The sequence below is a fragment of the Variovorax robiniae genome (assembly GCF_037889955.1).
Classification (GTDB): Bacteria; Pseudomonadota; Gammaproteobacteria; order Burkholderiales; family Burkholderiaceae_C; genus Variovorax; species Variovorax robiniae.
Genome location: NZ_JBBKZS010000009.1, coordinates 267072 through 285805 on the forward strand (window position 1 = coordinate 267072; position 18734 = coordinate 285805).

Consider the following 18734-nt stretch of genomic DNA (forward strand, 5'->3'; position numbering starts at 1 on the left):
TTCAGGCCGCGAGCCGGGCGGCCCGCCGCTGCGTGAAAGCCAGCCACAGCAGCGCCACCCCCGTCAGCGCCACGGGCAGCAAGGAGCCGTAGTTCAGCAGCGTCCAGCCTTGCGTCGTGACCAGCACGCCGGAGGCGAACGAGGTCACGCCCAGCGTGGCGAACATGCAGAAGTTCAGCGCGCCCTGGGCGCGGTCCTTCTCCTCGGGCGAGTAAGTGGTCAGCGACAGGGTCGTCGCGCCGGTGAAGAGGAAGTTCCAGCCCACGCCCAGCATCGTCAGCGCGAACAGGAACTGGTGCAGGTCCACGCCCGACAGCGCCACCGCGATGCAGCCGAGGTTCAGGAGCAGCCCCACGCCCATCACCGCCAAGGCGCCGAAGCGGCGGATCAGATGGCCCGTGAAGAAGCCCGGCGCGAACATGCCGATCACATGCCATTCGAGCACCAGGGCGATGTCGGGGAACGGCAGGCTGCAAACCTGCATCGCGATCGGCGTGGCCGCCATCAGCAGGTTCATCACGCCATAGCCCAGCGACCCCGCCACGGCCGCCACCAGGAATGCGGGCTGCCGCATGATTTCGCCGAGCGGCCGGCCGCCCGCGGCCTGCTGCCGGCTGAGCGGCGGCGGGAACTCGATGAAGCGAAGCACCGCCATCGACAGCAGCGCCACCACTGCCAGCGCAAGGTACGCGCCGACGAAGGGTGCATCGAACAGCCCGCGCGTCACGGCCGCCAGGTTCGGCCCGATCACCGCGCCGATGAGGCCGCCGGCCATCACCAGCGAGACGGCTTTCTCACGCCAGGCCGGCGCCGCAATCTCTGCCGCGGCAAAGCGGTACAGGCCCGCGTTGGCGTTGTAGTAGCCGGCCACCACCGTCGCGAAGCTCAGCAGCCAGAAGTGCTTTCCGTAGGCCGCATAGGCGCAAAGGAGGGCCGAGCAGACAGCCACCGCCAGCCCGAGCTGGAACGACCCGCGCCGGCCGAAGCGGCGCTGCGAGCGCGCCACCAGGCCGGTGCTGAGGGCGCCGCCGACCACGTAGCCCATGACCGGCAAAGTCGCCATCCAGCCCCGAGGCGCGAGGCTCAGGCCGACCAATCCATTGATGGCGATGAAGGTGACGTTGTTGGTGAGAAACAGCCCTTGGCAGATCGCCAGCAGCCAGAGGTTCTTGTTCATGAGCCCATTGTGCGGGGCCGCGTTGCGCGTTCCGGGCGATGCTGCCTCGACGCACAAGAAAAAGGCGCCTGGTGAGGCGCCTCGGCATCGAGCGAAAGGGTGGTCAGCCCTTTTGCAGGAGGCCGCTGAGCGAGGACAACAGATCGTCCTGATTGCCCAGGCCCTGCTCCGGAACCTTGCCGTGTGGCGTGAGCTGGTCGATCAGCGAGGGCAGCAGTGTCGCGAGCATGGGCAGCAGCGTCGTGGCATTCACGCCGAGCTTGCTGGCAATGCCGGAGATCGCGTCGCCGCCGAGCACCTCGCCCAGCTGGTTGCCGGAGATCGGCGCGTTCTCACCCTTGCCGATCCACGAGCCGATCACGTCGCCCATGCCGGCCTGCTCGAACTTCGAGACCAGCCCGCCCAAGCCACCTGTGTCGCCGTTGTTGGCCAGCAGGCCGCCGAGTGCGCCGGCGATCCCGCCGAGATCACCGCCCCCCAGGCCTGCAAGACCTCCTAGGCCGCCAAGACCCCCTTGCTGTTGCGGCTGCGACTGTCCTCCGACCGCGCCGATGACCTGACCGAGTACTGAATCGAGCAATCCCATGGTGTTCCCCTGTTGTGCGCACGCGAGCGTGCTTGATGTGTGACAGCCTCACATTGTTGATGGGCCGGCCTTGCAATCCGCAGCGCGGCCACCTCGATCAAGGGTTCAGTGTGAAGGACTGCCTCGAAACCGCCGTGCTGATCACGCTTGCGCGCAAGGGCGGGCGACCGGGGGAATTCTGCGCGCCCGGCTGGCGGCTGTCACGCCTGCCCATTTGCGCAGAGAGGGAAAGTGGTCTTGGGCGCCTCGGCCTTGGGGGACGGCCGTGAAGGCTCAGTTCGCGAGGGCGACCAACGCCGCAATGGCCGCGGTTTCGGCGCGCAGCACCCGCGTGCCCAGCGTGAGCGGCAGGAAGCCCCGGCGCACTGCCTCCTGCTCCTCGGAGGGGCTGAGGCCACCCTCGGGGCCGCTCAGCACCGTGAAGCTGGCCGGCGCGTCCGCCAGGAGCGCCCCGGCGCTGCGCGCACCATCGGCAAAGCTCAGGATGCTTCGACACGCGCCCGCGCCCGGTGCGGGCAGGGCGGCAAGCCAGTCGTTCAGCGACCGTACCGGCAGGACCTGTGGCACACGGTTGCGACCGCTTTGCTCGCAGGCCGCCACGGCTACCGCCTGCCAGTGCGCGATCTTCTTGTCGGCGCGCTCGCCCGCCAGGCGCAGCACGCCATGCGCCGTCATCAGCGGCTGGATGCTCGCGACGCCGAGTTCCGTGGCCTTCTCGACCAGCCAGTCCATGCGTTCGTTGGCCGGCATGCCCACCGCGAGATGCACCGGCCGCGGTGCTTCACGCTCGACCGGGTCGTGCGCGCCGACATTCACCGCCACGTCGCTGCGGCCCATCCGCTCGACGGTGGCCGCATATTCGCCACCGTTGCCGTCGAACAGGGTGATCTCGTCGCCCGGCTGCAAGCGCAGCACCTGCACATGCCGCGCCGCACCGGGCGGCAGCACCAGCGTGTCGCCGCTCGACAGCGGTACGGAGCAATGAAAGCGCGGCATCGTGGCGTCGCTCAGACGCGCGGAATCGCGAACCCGATGGCGTCGGTCGTGCCTTCGACCTCGTCGATCACGCGCAGCAGCGGCGTGAGCTGGGTGTAGCGGGCGCAGGTCGTGCGGATGTAGCGGATGAAGCGTGGCGTGTCGGCGAGGTAGCGCGGCTTGCCATCGCGCAGCGTCAGCCGCGCGAAGATGCCGGCCACCTTCAGGTGGCGCTGCAGCCCCATCCACTCGACCGCACGATAGAAGCTACCGAAGTCGTCATCGACCGGCAAGCCGGCCTTGCGTGCGGCTTCCCAGTAACGCACCGTCACGTCGAGCACGAACTCCTCGTCCCAGCTGAGGAACGCGTCGCGCATCAGGCAGGCGATGTCGTAGGTGATAGGGCCGTAGACGGCGTCCTGGAAGTCCAGCACGCCGAGGCGGTTGGCGTCCGGACCCCTGCCGACGCCGGGCCGCCCCAAGGCGGCAGGCGCCCCCTCGGGGGGCAGCGAGGACACGGCAGTGCCGAGCGTGGGGGCTGCAACCATCAGGTTGCGCGGCATGAAGTCGCGGTGCACGTAGACGTTGGCCGACGCGAGGTTGGTCTCGACGATGAGCTTGAATGCGCGATCGAGCCGCTCCTTCAGGATGCCTTCGACCGCCACGCCCCGGTGCGCACCCAGGTACCACTGCGGGAACAGCGACAGCTCGCGCTCCAGCAGCGCCTTGTCGTAGGGTGGCAGCACGCCGGGCTTCGACGACAGCTGCCAATGGATCAGCGCGTCGATCGCCTGCAGGTAGTGCGGCAGGTTGGCCTCGGGCCGCTCGGCATCGATCACGTCGAGCATGGTCTGCCGGCCGAGGTCATCGAGCAGCAGGAAGCCCTCGGGCTGGTTCCAGTCGAGCACGCGCGGCGCCTTCACGCCGGCCTCGGCCATCAGCCCGGCCACCTGCACGAAGGGTGCGCTGTTTTCCTGCGCAGGCGGTGCGTCCATCACGATGCGCGTGGCGATCGCGGGATCGAGGCTGTCGACACGGAAGTAGCGGCGGAAGCTGGCGTCGGCCGAAGCCAGCCGCACGGTTTCAGGGCGCAATCCCTGAGCCGGTGCGATGGCGGCGAGCCATTGTTCGAATGCGAGGGCGCGGGCAGGGTCGCTCCACGCGATGGCCGGGTCGGCGCCGTGGGGCGTTGGCGAAGGTGCTGTCATGGATAATGGAATTCTACAAATCCGCCTGGCGCGGACGGCCGCCGGCAGCCTTGGGACTCGGCTTCGGCCCGACCCCTTGCCAACCTCCACCGGCCACTCTGCCTCCATTGCCCGACGCCCTTGCCTGTGCCGACGCCTGACCTGACCCGTGCCACCCTGCGCCGGTGCCGACCCCCGCTACCGCTGGCCGTGCTTTCGCTCGCGCTGTTGCATGCGCACGGCGCGAGCGCTCAAACAGTGGACCTCGAGGGGCCGCTCACGCTCAAGCGCACGCCGCAACTGCAGGAAACCGTGCCGCAAGCCTTGCGCGGCGACCAATCGAGCTTCATCAGCGGGGAGCGCATCTCGGGCCAGCCCGACCTGCAGACCGAGGTCACCGGCAACGCCCAGCTGCGCCGCGGCGACACCGTGATCAACGCCGACAGGCTCTCCTACGACCAGCCCACCGACCTGGCCAAGGCCACCGGGAACGTGCGCGTGAACCAGGCCGGCAACGAGTATTCGGGCCCGGATCTCGAACTCAAGGTGGAAAGCTTCGAGGGCTTCTTCAACAACGTGCGCTACCGCTTCCTGGCCACCGGCGGCCATGGCGACGCGCAACGCATCGATTTCGTCGACGATGCCCGTTCGGTTGCGCGCGACGCCACCTACACCACTTGCCGGCGCGAGGACTATCCGGGCTGGATGCCGGCGTGGATGCTGAGCGCGACCACCCTGCACACCGACACCGAGGAAAACGTCGGCGTTGCGGAAAACGCGCAACTGTCCTTCATGGGCATCAGCACGCCGCCGTTCCCGAGCCTGAGCTTTCCGCTCAACAGCAACCGCAAGACCGGCCTGCTGCCGCCGACGATCGGCATCGACAACGTCAATGGCGTCGAAATCACCCAGCCGTGGTACTGGAACCTCGCGCCCAACCGAGACATCACCCTCACGCCCACCTTCATGAGCAAGCGCGGTCTCAACCTGAGCACCGACTTTCGCTACCTTGAAAAGGGCTACAACGGCGAGGCGCGCGTCGACTACATGCCGGACGACGCCTTGCGCGATCGCGAGCGCTGGGGCATCTGGACTTCGCATTCGCAGACCTTCGATGCCAAGGCCCTCGGGCTCAGCAGCTTCAGCGGGTCGCTGAACATCAACCGCGTCAGCGACGACGACTACTGGCGCGACTTTTCGCGCACGCCGTCGCTCACGCAGCGCCTGCTGTCCAGCGACGGCACGCTCAGCTGGAGCAAGGGCGACTGGAGCGGCCAGGCGCGCGCGCTGTACTACCAGACGTTGCAGGACACCACCACGTCCTCGACCATCATCCCGCCATACAACCGCATGCCGCAGGTCACGGCCGACTACAACAAGTACGACTGGCATGGCTTTGACGTCGCGCTCAACAACGACTTCACGCGCTTCGACAGCAATCCGCTGCTGCAGTACCAGAACTCCAACGTCCTGCTGAACCAGCCGAACGCCGAGCGGGTGTACTCGCAGGCCACCATCAGCCGTCCGTTCCTGACGCCTGGCAGCTTCGTCGTTCCAAAGCTCCTGCTCAATGCGCGGGCCTACAACTTCGCGGATCCGCTCTCGGTGCGGCCTGACGCGGAGGCCTACGGCAAGATGAACGGTGTCTCGTCCGCCACCGTGACGGTGCCGACCGTGAGTCTCGACACTGGACTGGTCTTCGAGCGCAACACCAGCTTCTTCGGCCGCTCGCTGGTCCAGACCTTGGAGCCGCGCGCGTTCTACGTCTACACGCCCTATCGCGACCAGAGCGCGATCCCGGTCTACGACACCGCGGCCAACGACTTCAACTTCGCCACCGTCTACACCGAGAACGCCTTCTCGGGCAACGACCGCATCGCCGACAACAACCTGCTCACGCTGGGCCTGACCTCGCGCCTGATCGACGCCGACACCGGCGCGGAAGCCGCGCGCTTCGGCATTGCGCAGCGACTGCGCTTCAGCGACCAGAAGGTGCAGCTGCCGAACGTCCCGACCGTCGAGAAGGGCGTGGGCGACGTGCTGATGGGCGCGCAGATCAACTGGACGCCCAAGTGGGGCCTGGACACCACCATCCAGTACAACCCGGACAGCCACCGGTCGACCCGCAACACGCTGAGCCTGCGCTACAGCCCCGGCCCTTACCGCACCATCAGCATGGCCTACCGGTACCAGGCGGATTCGACCCCGGGCGCGGGCGATGGCAACAAGTCGATCGACATTGGCTGGCAATGGCCCCTGAATGACCTCTGGGGCACAAAGGACGAGAATCTGGGTCCGGGGCGCGGCCTGGGCGGCGGGCGCTGGTATGCCGTCGGCCGGCTCAACTACAGCCTGATCGACCGCCAGATGACCGACGGCATCATCGGCCTCGAGTACGACGGATGCTGTTACATCGGCCGTGTCGTGCTGGAAAGGCTTACGACCGGTCAGGTCACCGCAAACACGCGCATCATGTTCCAGATCGAATTCGTGGGATTCACCAGCGTCGGCACCAGCCCGATGCGAACCCTGCAAACCAACATTCCGCGCTACACACCGCTGCGCCAGCCGGTCCTCGGCCCGAGCCGCTACACCAATTACGATTGAGCATCCCTGTCATGAAACACCTTCGCTCCACCCCCACGCTGGCCATCGTCACGGCATTGGCCATGACGTTCGGCGCGCAGGCGCAAGGCCTCCGACCCGCCGCAACGAGCAACGGCTCCCCCGCGCCGAGCCGCGGCATCACGGACATCATGAAGTCGCCGCAGGGCTTCGTCGTGCCACCGGCGCAGCAGGCGCGTCCGCCCGCCGCCCCGGCGGTGCAGCGTTCCGCCGAATACATCGTCGCGCTGGTCAATTCGGAACCCATCACCAACTCCGACGTGCAGTCGCGCGTGGAGCGCATCATCGAGCAGAACCCCACCGAAGCCGGCAAGATGCCGCGGGCGCAGCTGAATTCGATGGTGCTGGAGCGCCTGATCAGCGAGCGCGCCCAGTTGCAGCTGGCCAAGGAACAGGGCATCAAGGTCGACGACATCGCAGTCGACCAGGCCGAACAGACCGTGGCGCGCCAGAACCAGCTCAGCGTCGACGAGTTGCGCCGCCGCGTGGCCGCCGATGGCATCTCGCAATCGGATTTCAGGCGCGACCTGCGCAACCAACTGTTGCTGACGCGCCTGCGCGAGCGCGAAGTGGACCCGAAGGTCAAGGTCAGCGATCTCGAGGTCGACCAGTACCTGCGCGACCAGCGTTCGGCGCCCAATGCCGCACTGGCGTCCGACATCAACCTGGCGCAGATCCTGGTGGCCGTGCCCGAAAACGCGACCGAGGCGCAGGTTGCCCCCTTTGAACAAAAGGCCCAGTCCATTGCCAAGCGCGTGCGCGCCGGCGAAGACTTCGCGAAACTGGCGCGCGAATTCTCTGATGCACCCGACAAGGTCGCGGGCGGCGCGATTGGCCTGCGCAGCGCGGACCGCTATCCGCAGCTGTTCAGGGATGCGGTCGAGGGCACGGCGGTCAACGGCATTGCCGGACCGGTGCGCTCGCCGGCCGGCTTCCACGTGCTCAAGGTGCTCGCCCGGTCGCAGCCGGGCGCCGCCGATGCGACCGTCACGCAGACCCAGGTCCGGCACATCCTGCTGCGCACCGATGCCAAGTTGAGCAACGAGCAGGCGATTGCCCGGCTCGCCGATTTCAAGCGCCGCATCAAGGCAGGCACCGCCACCTTCGAAGGGCTCGCGCGCGACAACTCCCAGGACGGCAGCGCCAAGGACGGCGGCGAACTCGGGTGGTCGCGTTCCGGCCAGTTCGTGCCTGAGTTCGAGGAGGCCGTCAACCGCCTGTCGCCCGGCGAGATCAGCGACCCGGTGGTGTCGCGCTTTGGCGTGCACCTGATCCAGGTGGAAGGCCGGCGCGACACCAAGCTGAACCCGGCCGAGCAGCGCGAGGCGGCGCGCACCGCCCTGCGCGACAAGAAGCTCGACGAGGCCTTCGACACCTGGTCGCAAGAGGTGCGTGCGCGCGCCTACGTCGAGTTCCGCGAGCCGCCGCAGTCTTGAAGCACATTGCGCGCAAGCGCTTCGGCCAGCACTTCCTGACCGACGGCGGCATCATCGACGCGATCGTCCAGGCGATCGCGCCGCAGCCGGGCGACGCGATGGTGGAGATCGGCCCGGGGCTGGCCGCGCTGACGCAGCCGCTGGTCGAGCGCCTCGGGCGCCTCACCGTCATCGAACTCGACCGCGACCTGGCCGCAAGGCTGCGCGAGCACGCGCATCTCGACGTGATCGAGTCCGACGTGCTGAAGGTCGACTTCGGCGCGTTGGCGACCCAAAAGGCGCCGGCCGCGTTGCGCGTGGTGGGCAACCTTCCCTACAACATCTCCACGCCGATCCTGTTCCATCTGCTCGGCTTCGCGCACCGGATCGCCGATCAGCACTTCATGCTGCAGAAAGAGGTGATCGACCGCATGGTGGCGCGCCCGGCCACTTCCGACTACAGCCGCCTGAGCGTGATGCTGCAGTGGCGCTACGGCATGGAGAACGTGCTGTTCGTGCCGCCGGAAAGCTTCGACCCGCCGCCGCGTGTGGACAGCGCCGTGGTGCGCATGGTGCCGCTGGCACAGCCGCCCGCCGTCGACGCCGCGCGTCTGGGCGAGATCGTGCAGGTCGCCTTCAGCCAGCGGCGCAAGATCCTGCGTCACACATTGGGCCAATGGCTGGAGACGCATGGCTTCAGCGGCAGCTTCGACATCCAGCGGCGCGCGGAGGAAGTGCCGGTGGCGGAATACGTCGCGCTGGCACAAGCCGTCCCGCCATGAAAAAAGCCCGTCGCATGGACGGGCTTGAATGACTGGAGGAGCGCCACTGGCCGGCATGGCCGGTCAATGGTCACCGCGTTGCAAGGACGGTGGGCGCGGCACGACGAATGCGCAGCGCTCGCCGGGCCGCACTCAGGCTGCGGCCAACCAATATCCTGCGTTGAAGGGGCTGCTCATGCGCAGCGCCAGCGGCGAGACGTCGACCAACTTGTCGGTCGGCATTTTCTCGGCGTTGGGATCGGCCTCGATGGCGATCCCGGCGGGCACGGTGGTGCCCAACGAAGCCTCGTTCGCCCGTTCTGCTTGGCTGGTGTGTGCAGAACGGGCTACAGAAAAGAATAGAAGCACCTGAACGGTATCTTCCGGTCTCCCCAGTAGTCGGAGGCGTCGCGGAAGATGTCGAGCAGTTGCTCGCGCGCTTCCTTGTCGAACTTGGTGTTGGCCGGAATCTGTTCCAGCACCACCACGAAACCAGGCTGCGGGCCCGACTTGTGCAGCGGATCGGTCATGCAGTCGTAGAGCGCGTCGAAGTTCTTGCCGACATGCGCCGGGAAGGTGAACTGTTGCGCGATCAGGTCGAGCACGTCCTGCTTGGTCTGGGCATTGCCCAGGTTGGCATACAGGAAGTGCTGACCGGCTGCGTGCGCTGCCTCCTGCAGGTCGTTCACGCGGAATGCGCGAATCGACTGCACGATGTTCGGCCGCACGGCACGAAGGGATAAAGTCATCTCCGCTGGTCTTTCAATGGTTGTCGTCGTCATTGCATCCTGGCGCGTCAAGGCGCCCCTCCATTCCAAATCGTCACTGCTCATGGCGTGATGCGCCTGAAACTTGCGTAATGGTCAGCCGTATACCAGCAGGCAGACGGTGTGGTCTGTTCGCCGCCGCACACAATGCGCTTGGCACCGCGATCTCGCGAACCAGGGGTTTCGACCGTGTATTCACGGTAATGGCCTCGCCGTTCCCGCGGCAACTGGCGTTCGCGATTGCCGAACACCGTGCCGTCTTTCTCAAATTTGAAGGGGCCACCCTTCAGGATGGCCGCGTATGTTTTCTGCCCTTGTACAGGCAACTCGGTCAACGCAATAGTTCCCGTGTCCGGCTGCCCATTCCTGAAACCGAACCATTCACGGGCCTGGACTCCGGTGGAAAGCGCCACCAGCAACAAGCCAGTGAGCGCAAACTTGGAAACAGGAAACGTGATCGGGGCGTGAGCCGCCATGGGGCACCAGGAGGAAAGAGAGCGAGGCCGAATCCGGGGCCAACTTGGGGTTAACCCGAAAATTCAGCCCGCTAGTGTGCACCAGACGCGCACGAATAGCAAGCACCTGCCCAAGGAATGAGCAGTGCCCGAGGTGGGATCCCTTTGTCTGTAAGTTAGCGCACGCTGTCTTGGTTTGCCTTATCGCTCGGCGCTTGCATCCGCGACGGTGAGGGCTGTCATGTTGACGATCCGGCGCACCGTGGCGCTCGCGGTGAGAATGTGCACCGGTTTTGCCGCCCCCAGGAGCACCGGGCCAATCGCAATATTGCCGCCAGCGGCTGTTTTCAGCAGGTTGTAGGAGATGTTGGCGGCGTCAATATTCGGGAAGACCAGCAGGTTGGCATCGCCGGCCAGCGCGCTGTGCGGCATGACCGCAGCGCGTTGTTTTCCGTCCAATGCAACGTCGCCGTGCATTTCTCCATCGACTTCCAGCCAGGGCGCCTGCTCGCGCAGCAAGGCCAGCGTCTTGCGCATCTTGATCGCGGTGGGCTGGTTGCTGGTGCCGAAGTTGGAGTGCGACAGCAGGGCGGCTTTCGGCTTCAGGCCGAAGCGCATCATTTCCTCGGCGGCCATGGTGGTGATCTCGGCCAGTTCCTCGGGCGTCGGGTCATAGTTGACGTGCGTGTCGACCAGGAACACCTGGCGATCGGGCAGCAGCAGGCCGTTCATGCAGGCGTAGACCGGCACGTCCTGCGGCGTGCTTTCGCAGCCGCCGGCGCGCTTGCCTATGACCTGGTCGATGTAGTGCAGGTGCGTCTGCGTGGTGCCCCAGGTGCCGCAGATCAGGCCGTCGACCTCGCCCTTGTAGAGCAGCATCGAGCCGATCAGCGTGAGGCGGCGGCGCATCTCGATCTTGGCGGTCTGCACCGTCTGGCCCAGGCGCTCGGTCATGCGGTGGTAGGTCTGCCAGAAGTCGCGGTAGCGATGGTCCTGCTCGACGTTGACGACGTCGTAGTCGAGTTCTTCCTTCAGGCGCAGGCCGAACTTCTCGATGCGCTGGGCGATGATGGCCGGGCGGCCGATCAGCGTCGGGCGGGCCAGGCCCTCGTCGACCACGATCTGGACGGCGCGCAGCACGCGTTCTTCCTCGCCCTCGGCAAAGGCCACGCGCTTCTTGGTGGCGCGGCGGGCCGCGTCGAAGATGGGCTTCATCGCCGTGCCGGAGGCGTAGACGAAGCTTTGCAGCTTGTCGCGGTAGGCGTCCATGTCCTGGATCGGGCGCTGGGCCACGCCACTGTCGGCGGCCGCCTTGGCCACGGCCGGCGCGATCTTCATCATCAGGCGCGGGTCGAAGGGCTTGGGGATCAGGTACTCGGGGCCGAAGCTGAGCTTCTCACCGACATAGGCGGCCGCCACACGCTCGCTCTGCTCGGCCTGGGCCAGCTCGGCGATGGCATGCACTGCGGCGATTTCCATCTCGTCGGTGATGGTGGTCGCGCCGCAGTCCAGCGCGCCGCGGAAGATGTACGGGAAGCACAGGACGTTGTTGACCTGGTTCGGATAGTCGGTCCGGCCGGTGGCCATGATCACGTCGTCGCGCACGGCATGCGCGTCTTCGGGGGCGATCTCGGGGTTGGGGTTGGCCAGCGCGAAGATCACCGGACGCGGCGCCATCGACTTGACCATGTCCGGCTTGAGCACGCCGCCGGCCGAGAGGCCCAGGAACACGTCGGCGCCGACGATGACCTGCGACAGCTTGCGCATGTCGGTCTTCTGCATGTACTGGCGCTTGTCGTCGTCCATCAGCTCTTCGCGGCCCTCGTAGACCACGCCGGCCAGGTCGGTCACGAAGACGTTCTCGCGCTTCAGGCCGACCTTGAGCAGCAGGTTCAGGCAAGCCAGCGCGGCGGCACCGGCACCGGAGGCGACCAGCTTGACCTTGGCGATGTCCTTGCCCGCGACCTTGAGGCCGTTGACCATGGCCGCCGCGACCGTGATGGCGGTGCCGTGCTGGTCGTCATGGAACACCGGGATCTTCATGCGCTTGCGCAGTTCGCGCTCGACGTAGAAGCAGTCCGGGGCCTTGATGTCTTCCAGGTTGATGGCGCCGAAGGTCGGCTCCAGCGCAGCGATGACTTCGACCAGCTTCGCCGGATCCTTCTCGTCGATCTCGATGTCGAACACGTCGACGCCGGCGAACTTCTTGAACAGGACGCCCTTGCCCTCCATCACCGGCTTGGACGCCAGCGGGCCGATGTCGCCGAGGCCCAGCACGGCGGTGCCGTTGCTGATCACGCCGACCAGGTTGCCGCGCGAGGTGTACTTGAAGGCGTTGGCCGGGTCCTTGACGATTTCCTCGCAGGGGGCGGCGACGCCGGGGGAGTAGGCCAGCGACAGATCGCGCTGGTTGGTCATCTGCTTGGTTGCCGCGATCGCGATCTTTCCGGGGACCGGGAATTCGTGGTAATCGAGGGCCGCCTTGCGCAACTGGGCGCGCTTGTCTTCAGCGGGGGCGGTCGGGGACGCGGGGGAATCGGACATGGACACCTGGCTCCTGCAGTCGCTGGGCACACGCAATCAGCCGTCGGCGACATTGATTATTGGGGGCGCGATTGTAGACCTCGGTTTGCAGGCGGGCCGGCTGCGGGGCATGGCGCCCGGGCATGAAATCGAGGCATGCCGCCATGCCGATGTGGCAATATCCGCGCGGCACAACCACCCTTGCCGAGGAGAGAGACATGGCCCTGATGGATTTCATCAAGAAGCAGTTCATCGACATCATCCAGTGGACCGAGACCGGCGACGGCACGCTGGCCTGGCGCTTCCCGATGGCGGAGATGGAAATCCAGAACGGCGCCTCGCTCACGGTGCGCGAATCGCAGGTGGCGGTGTTCGTCAACGAGGGCAAGGTGGCCGACGTGTTCGGCCCCGGCATGTACAAGCTGACGACGCAGACGCTGCCGGTGCTGACCTACCTGAAGAACTGGGACAAGCTCTTCGAGTCTCCGTTCAAGAGCGACGTCTATTTCTTCAGCACGCGCCAGCAGGTCGACCAGAAGTGGGGCACGCCGCAGCCGATCACGGTGCGGGACAAGGACTTCGGGGCGGTGCGCGTCCGGGCGTTCGGCAACTACTCGTTCCGCATCGGCGACGCCAAGCTGTTCCACACCGAAATCTCCGGCACGCGCGATGTCTACACCGCCGCCGACCTCGACGGGCAACTGCGCGGGCTGGTGCTGCAGAACATCAGCAACGCGATCGCCTCCAGCGGCGTGCCCTTTCTGGATCTTGCGGCCAACCAGATCCAGTTCGCGACGGCGCTGGCCACGCAGCTGGTGCCCGAGTTCGCGAAGATCGGAATCAAGCTCGAGAACATCACGGTGCAGAACGTGTCGCTGCCCGAGGAGCTCCAGAAGATCCTCGACCAGAAGATCGGCATGGGCATGGTCGGCAACGACATGGGCAAGTTCATGCAGTACCAGACGGCGCAGGCGATTCCGAAGTTCGCGGAAGGCGCGGGCGGTGGCAGTGGCATTGCGGGTGATGCGATGGGGCTCGGCGCCGGCGTGGCGCTGGGGCAGGTGCTGGCGCAGAACCTGGCGCAGGGCTTGAACACGAGCAATGCCGCGGCAGCCGGGCCGGCGGTGGCCCAGCCGGTGGTGGCGGTGGTCAGCGCGGCCGATGTGATGACCACGTTGGAAAAGCTCGGCGAACTCAAGGCCAAGGGCATCCTCACGCAGGAAGAATTCGACGCCAAGAAGGCGGAACTGCTCAAGAAGCTGGTGTAGCGGTTGGCTGAGGAAAGCCAGCGCGCCTACCGCGCGCCCTGCCCTGGCTGCGGCGCGCCGGTCGAGTTCCGGTCGGCGCAGTCGACCTTCGCCGTCTGTGCCTACTGCCAGAGCACGGTGGTGCGCCAAGGCGAGACGCTGGCGCGCATCGGCAAGATGGCGGAGCTGTTCGATGACTTCAGCCCGCTGCAATTGTTCACGGCGGGGCGCATCCAGGACAAGCCGTTCACGCTGGTCGGGCGATTGCAGTACAGCTATGCCGGCGGGCGCTGGACCGAGTGGATCGCCGCGCTGGACGGCGACCGCACCGGGACGTTGAGCGAGGACAACGGCGCCTACGTCTTCTCGCTGCCGCTGGCCCTGCAGCAGGCCGCGCCACCGGCCACCGCATTGCGAGTGGGCGCCACCACCGCGATCAATGGCCAGTCCTACACGGTCGCCTCCAACGAGCAAGTGCAGTTGGTCTCGGCGCAGGGCGAATTGCCCAAGCTGCCTGAACTGGGGCGGCCTTTCACGGTCGTCGAGTTGCGCAGCGACAAGGGCATGGTGCTGAGCCTGGACTACGGCTCGGAGCCGCCCGGCGCGTACCTCGGACGCGCGGTACGGCTCGAAGACCTGCAACTCGCCGGCCTGCGCGGCGAGTCGGCCAAGGAGGACAAGGGCCGCAGCTTCAACTGCCCGAACTGCGGCGCGACCGTGACGGTCAACTTCGACAGCAGCAAGAGCATCACCTGCCGCAACTGCAGCAGCATCATCGACCTGACGCAAGGCATCGGCGGTGAATTGCGGCATGCCGAGCAGGACGAGCCGGTGCGCCCATTGATCGCGTTGGGCACGCTGGGCACCTTGCAGGGCGTGCAATGGCAGGTGGTCGGCTTCCAGCACCGCATGGGCCATGCGGCCGGCGACGACGAGCACTTCGGCTGGGACGAATACCTGCTGTTCAACAAGAAGCGCGGCTTCAGTTTCCTGGTGGATGCGGAGGACGGCTGGAGCATGGTCGCACCGACTACCGGCGCGCCGACCATGGCCCAGGGCGGCGGCGCAGCAACCTACCTGGGCAAGCGCTACCTGCTGCAGTACGCGTACAACGCCGAGACCACCTACGTGGCGGGCGAGTTCTACTGGAAGGTCGAGCGCGGGCAGGCCACTTCCAACCGCGACTTCGCCAGCGGCAACAGCCTGCTGTCGATGGAGCGCTCGCCCAACGAGCTGACCTGGTCATCGGGCGACAAGCTCGACAGCGCGACGGTGGCGACCGCCTTCAAGCTCGAGGCGAAGAAGGAGATGTTCAAGCGCGCGGACGCGGCGCCGGTGAGCAGCGCGGCGCGCCTGGGCTGCGGCACCATCATCCTCATCGTGGTGATCATCCTGATCCTGTTGATCATCCTGAGCACCTGCAGCAGTTCGTCGGGCGGGGGCTACCGCAGTTCGGGTGGTTCATCCGGCGGTTTCTCGAGTGGCGGTGGGCACAAATGAATTGTTTGACTGGAGGTCCCCATGGGATTTGAATGGCTGAAACCGGGTGTGATCCTCGGCTCGCTCATCTACGCGGTGATCGGTGTCGCGGTGTTCTGGGTCGCGTTCGTGATCATCGACAAGATCACGCCCTACGACCTGTGGCGCGAGATCGTCGAGAAGCAGAACATGGCGCTGGGGCTCGTGGTGGCCGCGATGAGCCTGGGCATCTGCGTGATCGTCGCGGCAGCGATCCATTGACGCTGCGGTGAGCGCCGTGCTTTCGCCCGCGCGGGCCACGGCCGGCGCGCGGCCGGTCGAGGTCGCGTTGCTGGCCAGCGTGTTCGTCATCGCGGCCTGCGGGCTGGTGTACGAACTGACGGCGGCTGCGCTGAGCTCCTACCTGCTCGGCGATTCGGTGCTGCAGTTCAGCACCGTCATCGGGACCTACCTGTTCGCGATGGGCGTGGGCTCGTGGCTGTCACGCTACTTCGAGCGGCAACTTCCCGCGCACTTCCTGCGCATCGAGTTGCTGGTGGCGCTGATCGGCGGTGCGCTGCCGGCCGTGCTGTTCATCGCGAATGCCTGGGTGCCGGGGGCGTTCCGCCTGCTGTTGTACGGGCTGGTGATGGTGGTCGGCACGCTGGTCGGGCTGGAGATTCCGCTGGTGATGCGCATCCTCAAGCGCGACGTGGCGTTGAAGGACCTGGTGTCGCAGGTGCTGACCTTCGACTACCTCGGCGCGCTCGCGGTGTCGATCGCATTTCCGCTGCTGCTGGTGCCGCAACTCGGCATGATCCGCACGGGCCTGCTGTTCGGCTTCATGAACGCGGCGGTAGCGGTGTGGGCGCTGTGGCTGTTCCGGCATGAACTGCGGCGCGTGGGTTCGCATGCGGCGGCTTGCGCGCTGACGCTGGTCGTGATCGGCGCGGCCTTCGTGGGCGCGGACCGCATCACGACGGTGGCGGAAGACAAGTTCTACCAGGACCGCATCGTGTTCAGCGCGACATCGCCGTACCAGCGCATCGTGGTCACGCGGGGGCAACTCGGGCACCGGCTGTTCCTGAACGGCAACCTGCAGTTCGCGGAGCGCGACGAGTACCGGTATCACGAGGCGCTGGTGCATCCGGCGATGGCGGCGCAGGGCGCGCCGAATAAGGTGGCCGTGCTGGGCGGCGGAGATGGGATGGCGGTGCGCGAGATCCTCAAGTACCCCTCGGTCGAGCAGGTGACGCTGGTGGAACTCGATCCGAACATGACGAAGCTCTTCACCGAGCATGAGACGCTGGCCGCGCTGAATGGGGGCTCGCTGAAGTCGCCGAAGGTGAAGGTCGTGAACACGGATGCGTTCCAGTGGTTGCAGCAGGACCCTGCACCCAAGACGACGGGCGCGGCGAGCGACGACCTGTTCGACGTGATCATCGTGGACTTCCCGGACCCGACCAACTTCGCCATCGGCAAGCTCTACACCAACGCCTTCTATGCGCTGCTCGACAAGCGCCTGTCGGCCAGCGGCTACGCGGTGATCCAGACCACCTCGCCGCTGGTGGCGCGACAAAGCTTCTGGACCGTGGCCACGACCATCGAATCGGTGGGACTGACCGCGACGCCGTACCACGCGCATGTGCCGAGCTTTGGCGAATGGGGCTTCATCATTGCCAGCCGGCGGCCCTGGCGGCTGCCGGATGCCTTGCCGGAAGGCCTGCAATTCCTGACGCCCGCCACCTTGCCACTGTTGTTCGATTTTCCGAAGGACATGGCGCGCGTGCCGACGGAAGTCAACCGGCTGTCCAACCAGATCCTCGTGACCACCTACGAGCGGGAGTGGGGCAAGGTGGTGGGGCATTGATGTCGCGCACCGGCGGGCTCCGTCCTCGTCCATGAGGCGGCGCACTTTTCTGGGAGCGGGCGCAAGCGCGCTGGCGCTTGGCGGATGCGAGTCCCGCGATCCCGGGATCGAAGGTGGCTTCACCGGCGTCGACGTGGGGCGCGGGCATGCGGTGCGCGATGGCGCCCTCCGTGGCGCAGCGCCTTCGCGGACGCGGCGCACGCGCGTCGTGATCGCTGGCGGCGGCGTGGCGGGACTCGCGGCTGCGCGCGCGCTGCGCCTCTCGGGGATCGAGGACTTCGCCCTGCTCGAACTCGAGGACACGGCCGGCGGCAACAGCCGCGGCGGCGCGGTCGGCGGCATCGCCTGCCCGCTCGGTGCGCACTACCTGCCGGTGCCGGGCGACGAGGCACACGAAGTGCAGGACCTGCTCGAGGAACTCGGCCTGCGCCAGCGCGTGGCCGGCCGTTGGCAGTATGACGAGCGCCACCTGTGCCACAGCCCGCAGGAGCGCATCTTCATCGAGGGTGAATGGCACGATGGCCTGCTGCCGGTGCAAGGCGTGGGCGCGACCGCCCTGGCGCAGTACCGCCTGTTCAGCCAGCGCGTCGACGCGCTGCGGGCCGAGTCGCGCTTCGTCATCCCCACGTTGCGCGCACCGTTCACGCCAGCCATGCTGGCGCTGGATGCCCTGCCCTTCTCCGCATGGCTGGAGCGCGAGGGCTTCGATGAACCGCACCTGCGCTGGTACCTGGACTATTGCTGCCGCGACGACTACGGCGCCGGTGCCGCGCATGTCTCGGCCTGGGCTGGCATCCACTACTTCGCGAGCCGGCACGGCTTCCATGCGCCGGGCGACGACAACGCCGACCGCGATGCGGTGCTGACCTGGCCGGAAGGCAACGGCTGGCTCACGCAGCGCATCGCGCAGCCGCTGGGGGACCGCATCCACGGCGGGAACGTCGTCATGCGGATCGCGCAGACGCGCAGCGGTGTCGAGGTCGATGCCTTCGATGCGGCGACGAAGACGGTGGTGCGCTGGCAGGCGGAGCGTTGCATCGTCGCGTTGCCGGTCTTCATCGCGGCACGCGTGGTCGAGAACCCACCGGAAGTCCTGCGCAACGCGGCGGCGCATGTGCGCTACGCGCCCTGGCTGGTCGCCAACGTGCACCTGCGCGCGCCGCTCACCGACCGCCCCGGCGCGGCGCCGAGCTGGGACAACGTGATCTACGACAGCCGGGGGCTGGGCTATGTCGACGCGCGGCACCAATCGCTGGACCCGACGCCCGGCCCAACGGTGCTGAGCTGGTATCGACCGCTCGGGCCGAGTGGCTATGACATGGGCGATGGTCGGCAACTGTTGCTCGACCGGACGTGGGCTTCATGGCGCGATGAGTTGCTGGCCGAACTGTCGGTGCCGCATGCGGATTTGCGCGGCAAGGCCACGCGCATCGACATCACGCGCTATGGGCACGCGATGGCGATGCCGGTGCCTGGGCTGCTGGGTCGTCTGGAGTCGCAGCGGCGGGACAGGGGCGCCGTGGCCGATGGGCGCTTGTCGTTCGCGCATGCGGACTGGTCGGGCTACTCGATCTTCGAGGAGGCGTTCACGCGGGGGCACCTGGCTGGCGCGACCGCTTGAGCGTCGGGTCACGCGAGGTCGTCATCGAGGCTGTCCCGTAACATTTAATTCACATTCATCCGGCCTG

At 66.8% G+C, this 18734-nt stretch carries 16 protein-coding genes; 8 read left to right on the forward strand and 8 right to left on the reverse strand.

Annotation, left to right across the window (positions count from 1 at the left end):
- Window position 1 precedes the first annotated feature (1 nt).
- The 4 genes from WKW79_RS21745 to WKW79_RS21760 form a co-directional block, all read right to left on the reverse strand.
- Window positions 2-1177, reverse strand: a complete 1176-nt coding sequence (locus tag WKW79_RS21745; protein ID WP_340337280.1) for an MFS transporter — start codon at window positions 1175-1177, stop codon at window positions 2-4.
- A gap of 103 nt (window positions 1178-1280) precedes the next feature.
- On the reverse strand, window positions 1281-1763 hold the full coding sequence (locus WKW79_RS21750) for a YidB family protein (protein WP_422823939.1): 483 nt from the start codon (window positions 1761-1763) through the stop codon (window positions 1281-1283).
- A gap of 273 nt (window positions 1764-2036) precedes the next feature.
- On the reverse strand, window positions 2037-2759 hold the full coding sequence (locus WKW79_RS21755) for a 16S rRNA (uracil(1498)-N(3))-methyltransferase (RefSeq protein ID WP_340337281.1): 723 nt from the start codon (window positions 2757-2759) through the stop codon (window positions 2037-2039).
- Between the two features lie 11 nt (window positions 2760-2770).
- Complete coding sequence (locus WKW79_RS21760) at window positions 2771-3946, reverse strand: aminoglycoside phosphotransferase family protein (protein ID WP_340337282.1); 1176 nt, start codon at window positions 3944-3946, stop codon at window positions 2771-2773.
- Window positions 3947-4135: 189 nt separating this feature from the next.
- On the opposite strand from WKW79_RS21760, the gene WKW79_RS21765 reads away from it, so the two are divergent.
- Genes WKW79_RS21765 through rsmA form a run of 3 tightly spaced genes read left to right on the forward strand, consistent with a single transcriptional unit; the run spans window position 4136 to window position 8747 of the window.
- Complete coding sequence (locus tag WKW79_RS21765) at window positions 4136-6532, forward strand: LPS-assembly protein LptD (protein WP_340337283.1); 2397 nt, start codon at window positions 4136-4138, stop codon at window positions 6530-6532.
- An 11-nt stretch (window positions 6533-6543) separates the two neighbouring features.
- Window positions 6544-7986, forward strand: coding sequence for a peptidylprolyl isomerase (locus tag WKW79_RS21770; RefSeq protein ID WP_340337284.1), 1443 nt, complete (start codon window positions 6544-6546; stop codon window positions 7984-7986).
- A complete protein-coding gene (gene rsmA / locus WKW79_RS21775) occupies window positions 7983-8747 on the forward strand; it encodes a 16S rRNA (adenine(1518)-N(6)/adenine(1519)-N(6))-dimethyltransferase RsmA (protein ID WP_340337285.1) in 765 nt (254 codons plus the stop codon). Before WKW79_RS21770 ends, rsmA begins: the two co-directional genes overlap by 4 nt.
- 132 nt (window positions 8748-8879) lie before the next feature.
- On the opposite strand, the gene WKW79_RS21780 is transcribed toward rsmA, so the two are convergent.
- From WKW79_RS21780 to WKW79_RS21795, 4 genes are all read right to left on the reverse strand, one after another.
- Entirely contained in the window at window positions 8880-9026 is a 147-nt protein-coding gene (locus WKW79_RS21780; protein WP_340337286.1) for a hypothetical protein, read from the reverse strand.
- A 47-nt stretch (window positions 9027-9073) separates the two neighbouring features.
- On the reverse strand, window positions 9074-9475 hold the full coding sequence (locus WKW79_RS21785; protein ID WP_371319844.1) for a barstar family protein: 402 nt from the start codon (window positions 9473-9475) through the stop codon (window positions 9074-9076).
- Between the two features lie 80 nt (window positions 9476-9555).
- Window positions 9556-9969 carry a guanyl-specific ribonuclease gene (locus WKW79_RS21790; RefSeq protein WP_340337287.1) on the reverse strand — a complete coding sequence of 138 codons (414 nt, stop codon included), beginning with the start codon at window positions 9967-9969 and terminating at the stop codon, window positions 9556-9558.
- A 180-nt stretch (window positions 9970-10149) separates the two neighbouring features.
- Window positions 10150-12492 (reverse strand): NADP-dependent malic enzyme, encoded by a 2343-nt coding sequence (locus WKW79_RS21795; protein ID WP_340337288.1) that lies wholly within the window; start codon window positions 12490-12492, stop codon window positions 10150-10152.
- 197 nt (window positions 12493-12689) lie between these two features.
- Between WKW79_RS21795 and WKW79_RS21800 the strand changes: the two genes are divergently transcribed.
- From WKW79_RS21800 to WKW79_RS21820, 5 genes are read left to right on the forward strand one after another with little or no spacing between them, the layout of a single operon-like run.
- Window positions 12690-13739 (forward strand): SPFH domain-containing protein, encoded by a 1050-nt coding sequence (locus WKW79_RS21800; protein ID WP_340337289.1) that lies wholly within the window; start codon window positions 12690-12692, stop codon window positions 13737-13739.
- A gap of 3 nt (window positions 13740-13742) precedes the next feature.
- A complete protein-coding gene (locus WKW79_RS21805; protein WP_340337290.1) occupies window positions 13743-15218 on the forward strand; it encodes a DUF4178 domain-containing protein in 1476 nt (491 codons plus the stop codon).
- Window positions 15219-15239: 21 nt separating this feature from the next.
- On the forward strand, window positions 15240-15458 hold the full coding sequence (locus tag WKW79_RS21810) for a DUF350 domain-containing protein (protein WP_213957278.1): 219 nt from the start codon (window positions 15240-15242) through the stop codon (window positions 15456-15458).
- A 7-nt stretch (window positions 15459-15465) separates the two neighbouring features.
- Window positions 15466-17046 carry a polyamine aminopropyltransferase gene (locus WKW79_RS21815; RefSeq protein ID WP_340337291.1) on the forward strand — a complete coding sequence of 527 codons (1581 nt, stop codon included), beginning with the start codon at window positions 15466-15468 and terminating at the stop codon, window positions 17044-17046.
- Between the two features lie 31 nt (window positions 17047-17077).
- The gene (locus WKW79_RS21820; protein ID WP_340337292.1) at window positions 17078-18667 is read left to right on the forward strand and encodes an FAD-dependent oxidoreductase; all 1590 of its coding nucleotides are present in this window, start codon (window positions 17078-17080) and stop codon (window positions 18665-18667) included.
- Window positions 18668-18734 lie beyond the last annotated feature (67 nt).

What these genes read in the sequence shown, in the direction of transcription:
- WKW79_RS21810 (WP_213957278.1), top strand. Translation starts at nt 15,240, where the DNA reads ATGGGATTTGAATGGCTGAAACCGGGTGTGATCCTCGGCTCGCTCATC.
- WKW79_RS21755 (WP_340337281.1), bottom strand. Translation starts at nt 2,759, where the DNA reads ATGCCGCGCTTTCATTGCTCCGTACCGCTGTCGAGCGGCGACACGCTG.
- WKW79_RS21795 (WP_340337288.1), bottom strand. Translation starts at nt 12,492, where the DNA reads ATGTCCGATTCCCCCGCGTCCCCGACCGCCCCCGCTGAAGACAAGCGC.
- WKW79_RS21750 (WP_422823939.1), bottom strand. Translation starts at nt 1,763, where the DNA reads ATGGGATTGCTCGATTCAGTACTCGGTCAGGTCATCGGCGCGGTCGGA.
- WKW79_RS21785 (WP_371319844.1), bottom strand. Translation starts at nt 9,475, where the DNA reads ATGACTTTATCCCTTCGTGCCGTGCGGCCGAACATCGTGCAGTCGATT.
- WKW79_RS21790 (WP_340337287.1), bottom strand. Translation starts at nt 9,969, where the DNA reads ATGGCGGCTCACGCCCCGATCACGTTTCCTGTTTCCAAGTTTGCGCTC.
- WKW79_RS21800 (WP_340337289.1), top strand. Translation starts at nt 12,690, where the DNA reads ATGGCCCTGATGGATTTCATCAAGAAGCAGTTCATCGACATCATCCAG.
- WKW79_RS21760 (WP_340337282.1), bottom strand. Translation starts at nt 3,946, where the DNA reads ATGACAGCACCTTCGCCAACGCCCCACGGCGCCGACCCGGCCATCGCG.
- WKW79_RS21820 (WP_340337292.1), top strand. Translation starts at nt 17,078, where the DNA reads ATGAGGCGGCGCACTTTTCTGGGAGCGGGCGCAAGCGCGCTGGCGCTT.
- WKW79_RS21745 (WP_340337280.1), bottom strand. Translation starts at nt 1,177, where the DNA reads ATGAACAAGAACCTCTGGCTGCTGGCGATCTGCCAAGGGCTGTTTCTC.
- WKW79_RS21770 (WP_340337284.1), top strand. Translation starts at nt 6,544, where the DNA reads ATGAAACACCTTCGCTCCACCCCCACGCTGGCCATCGTCACGGCATTG.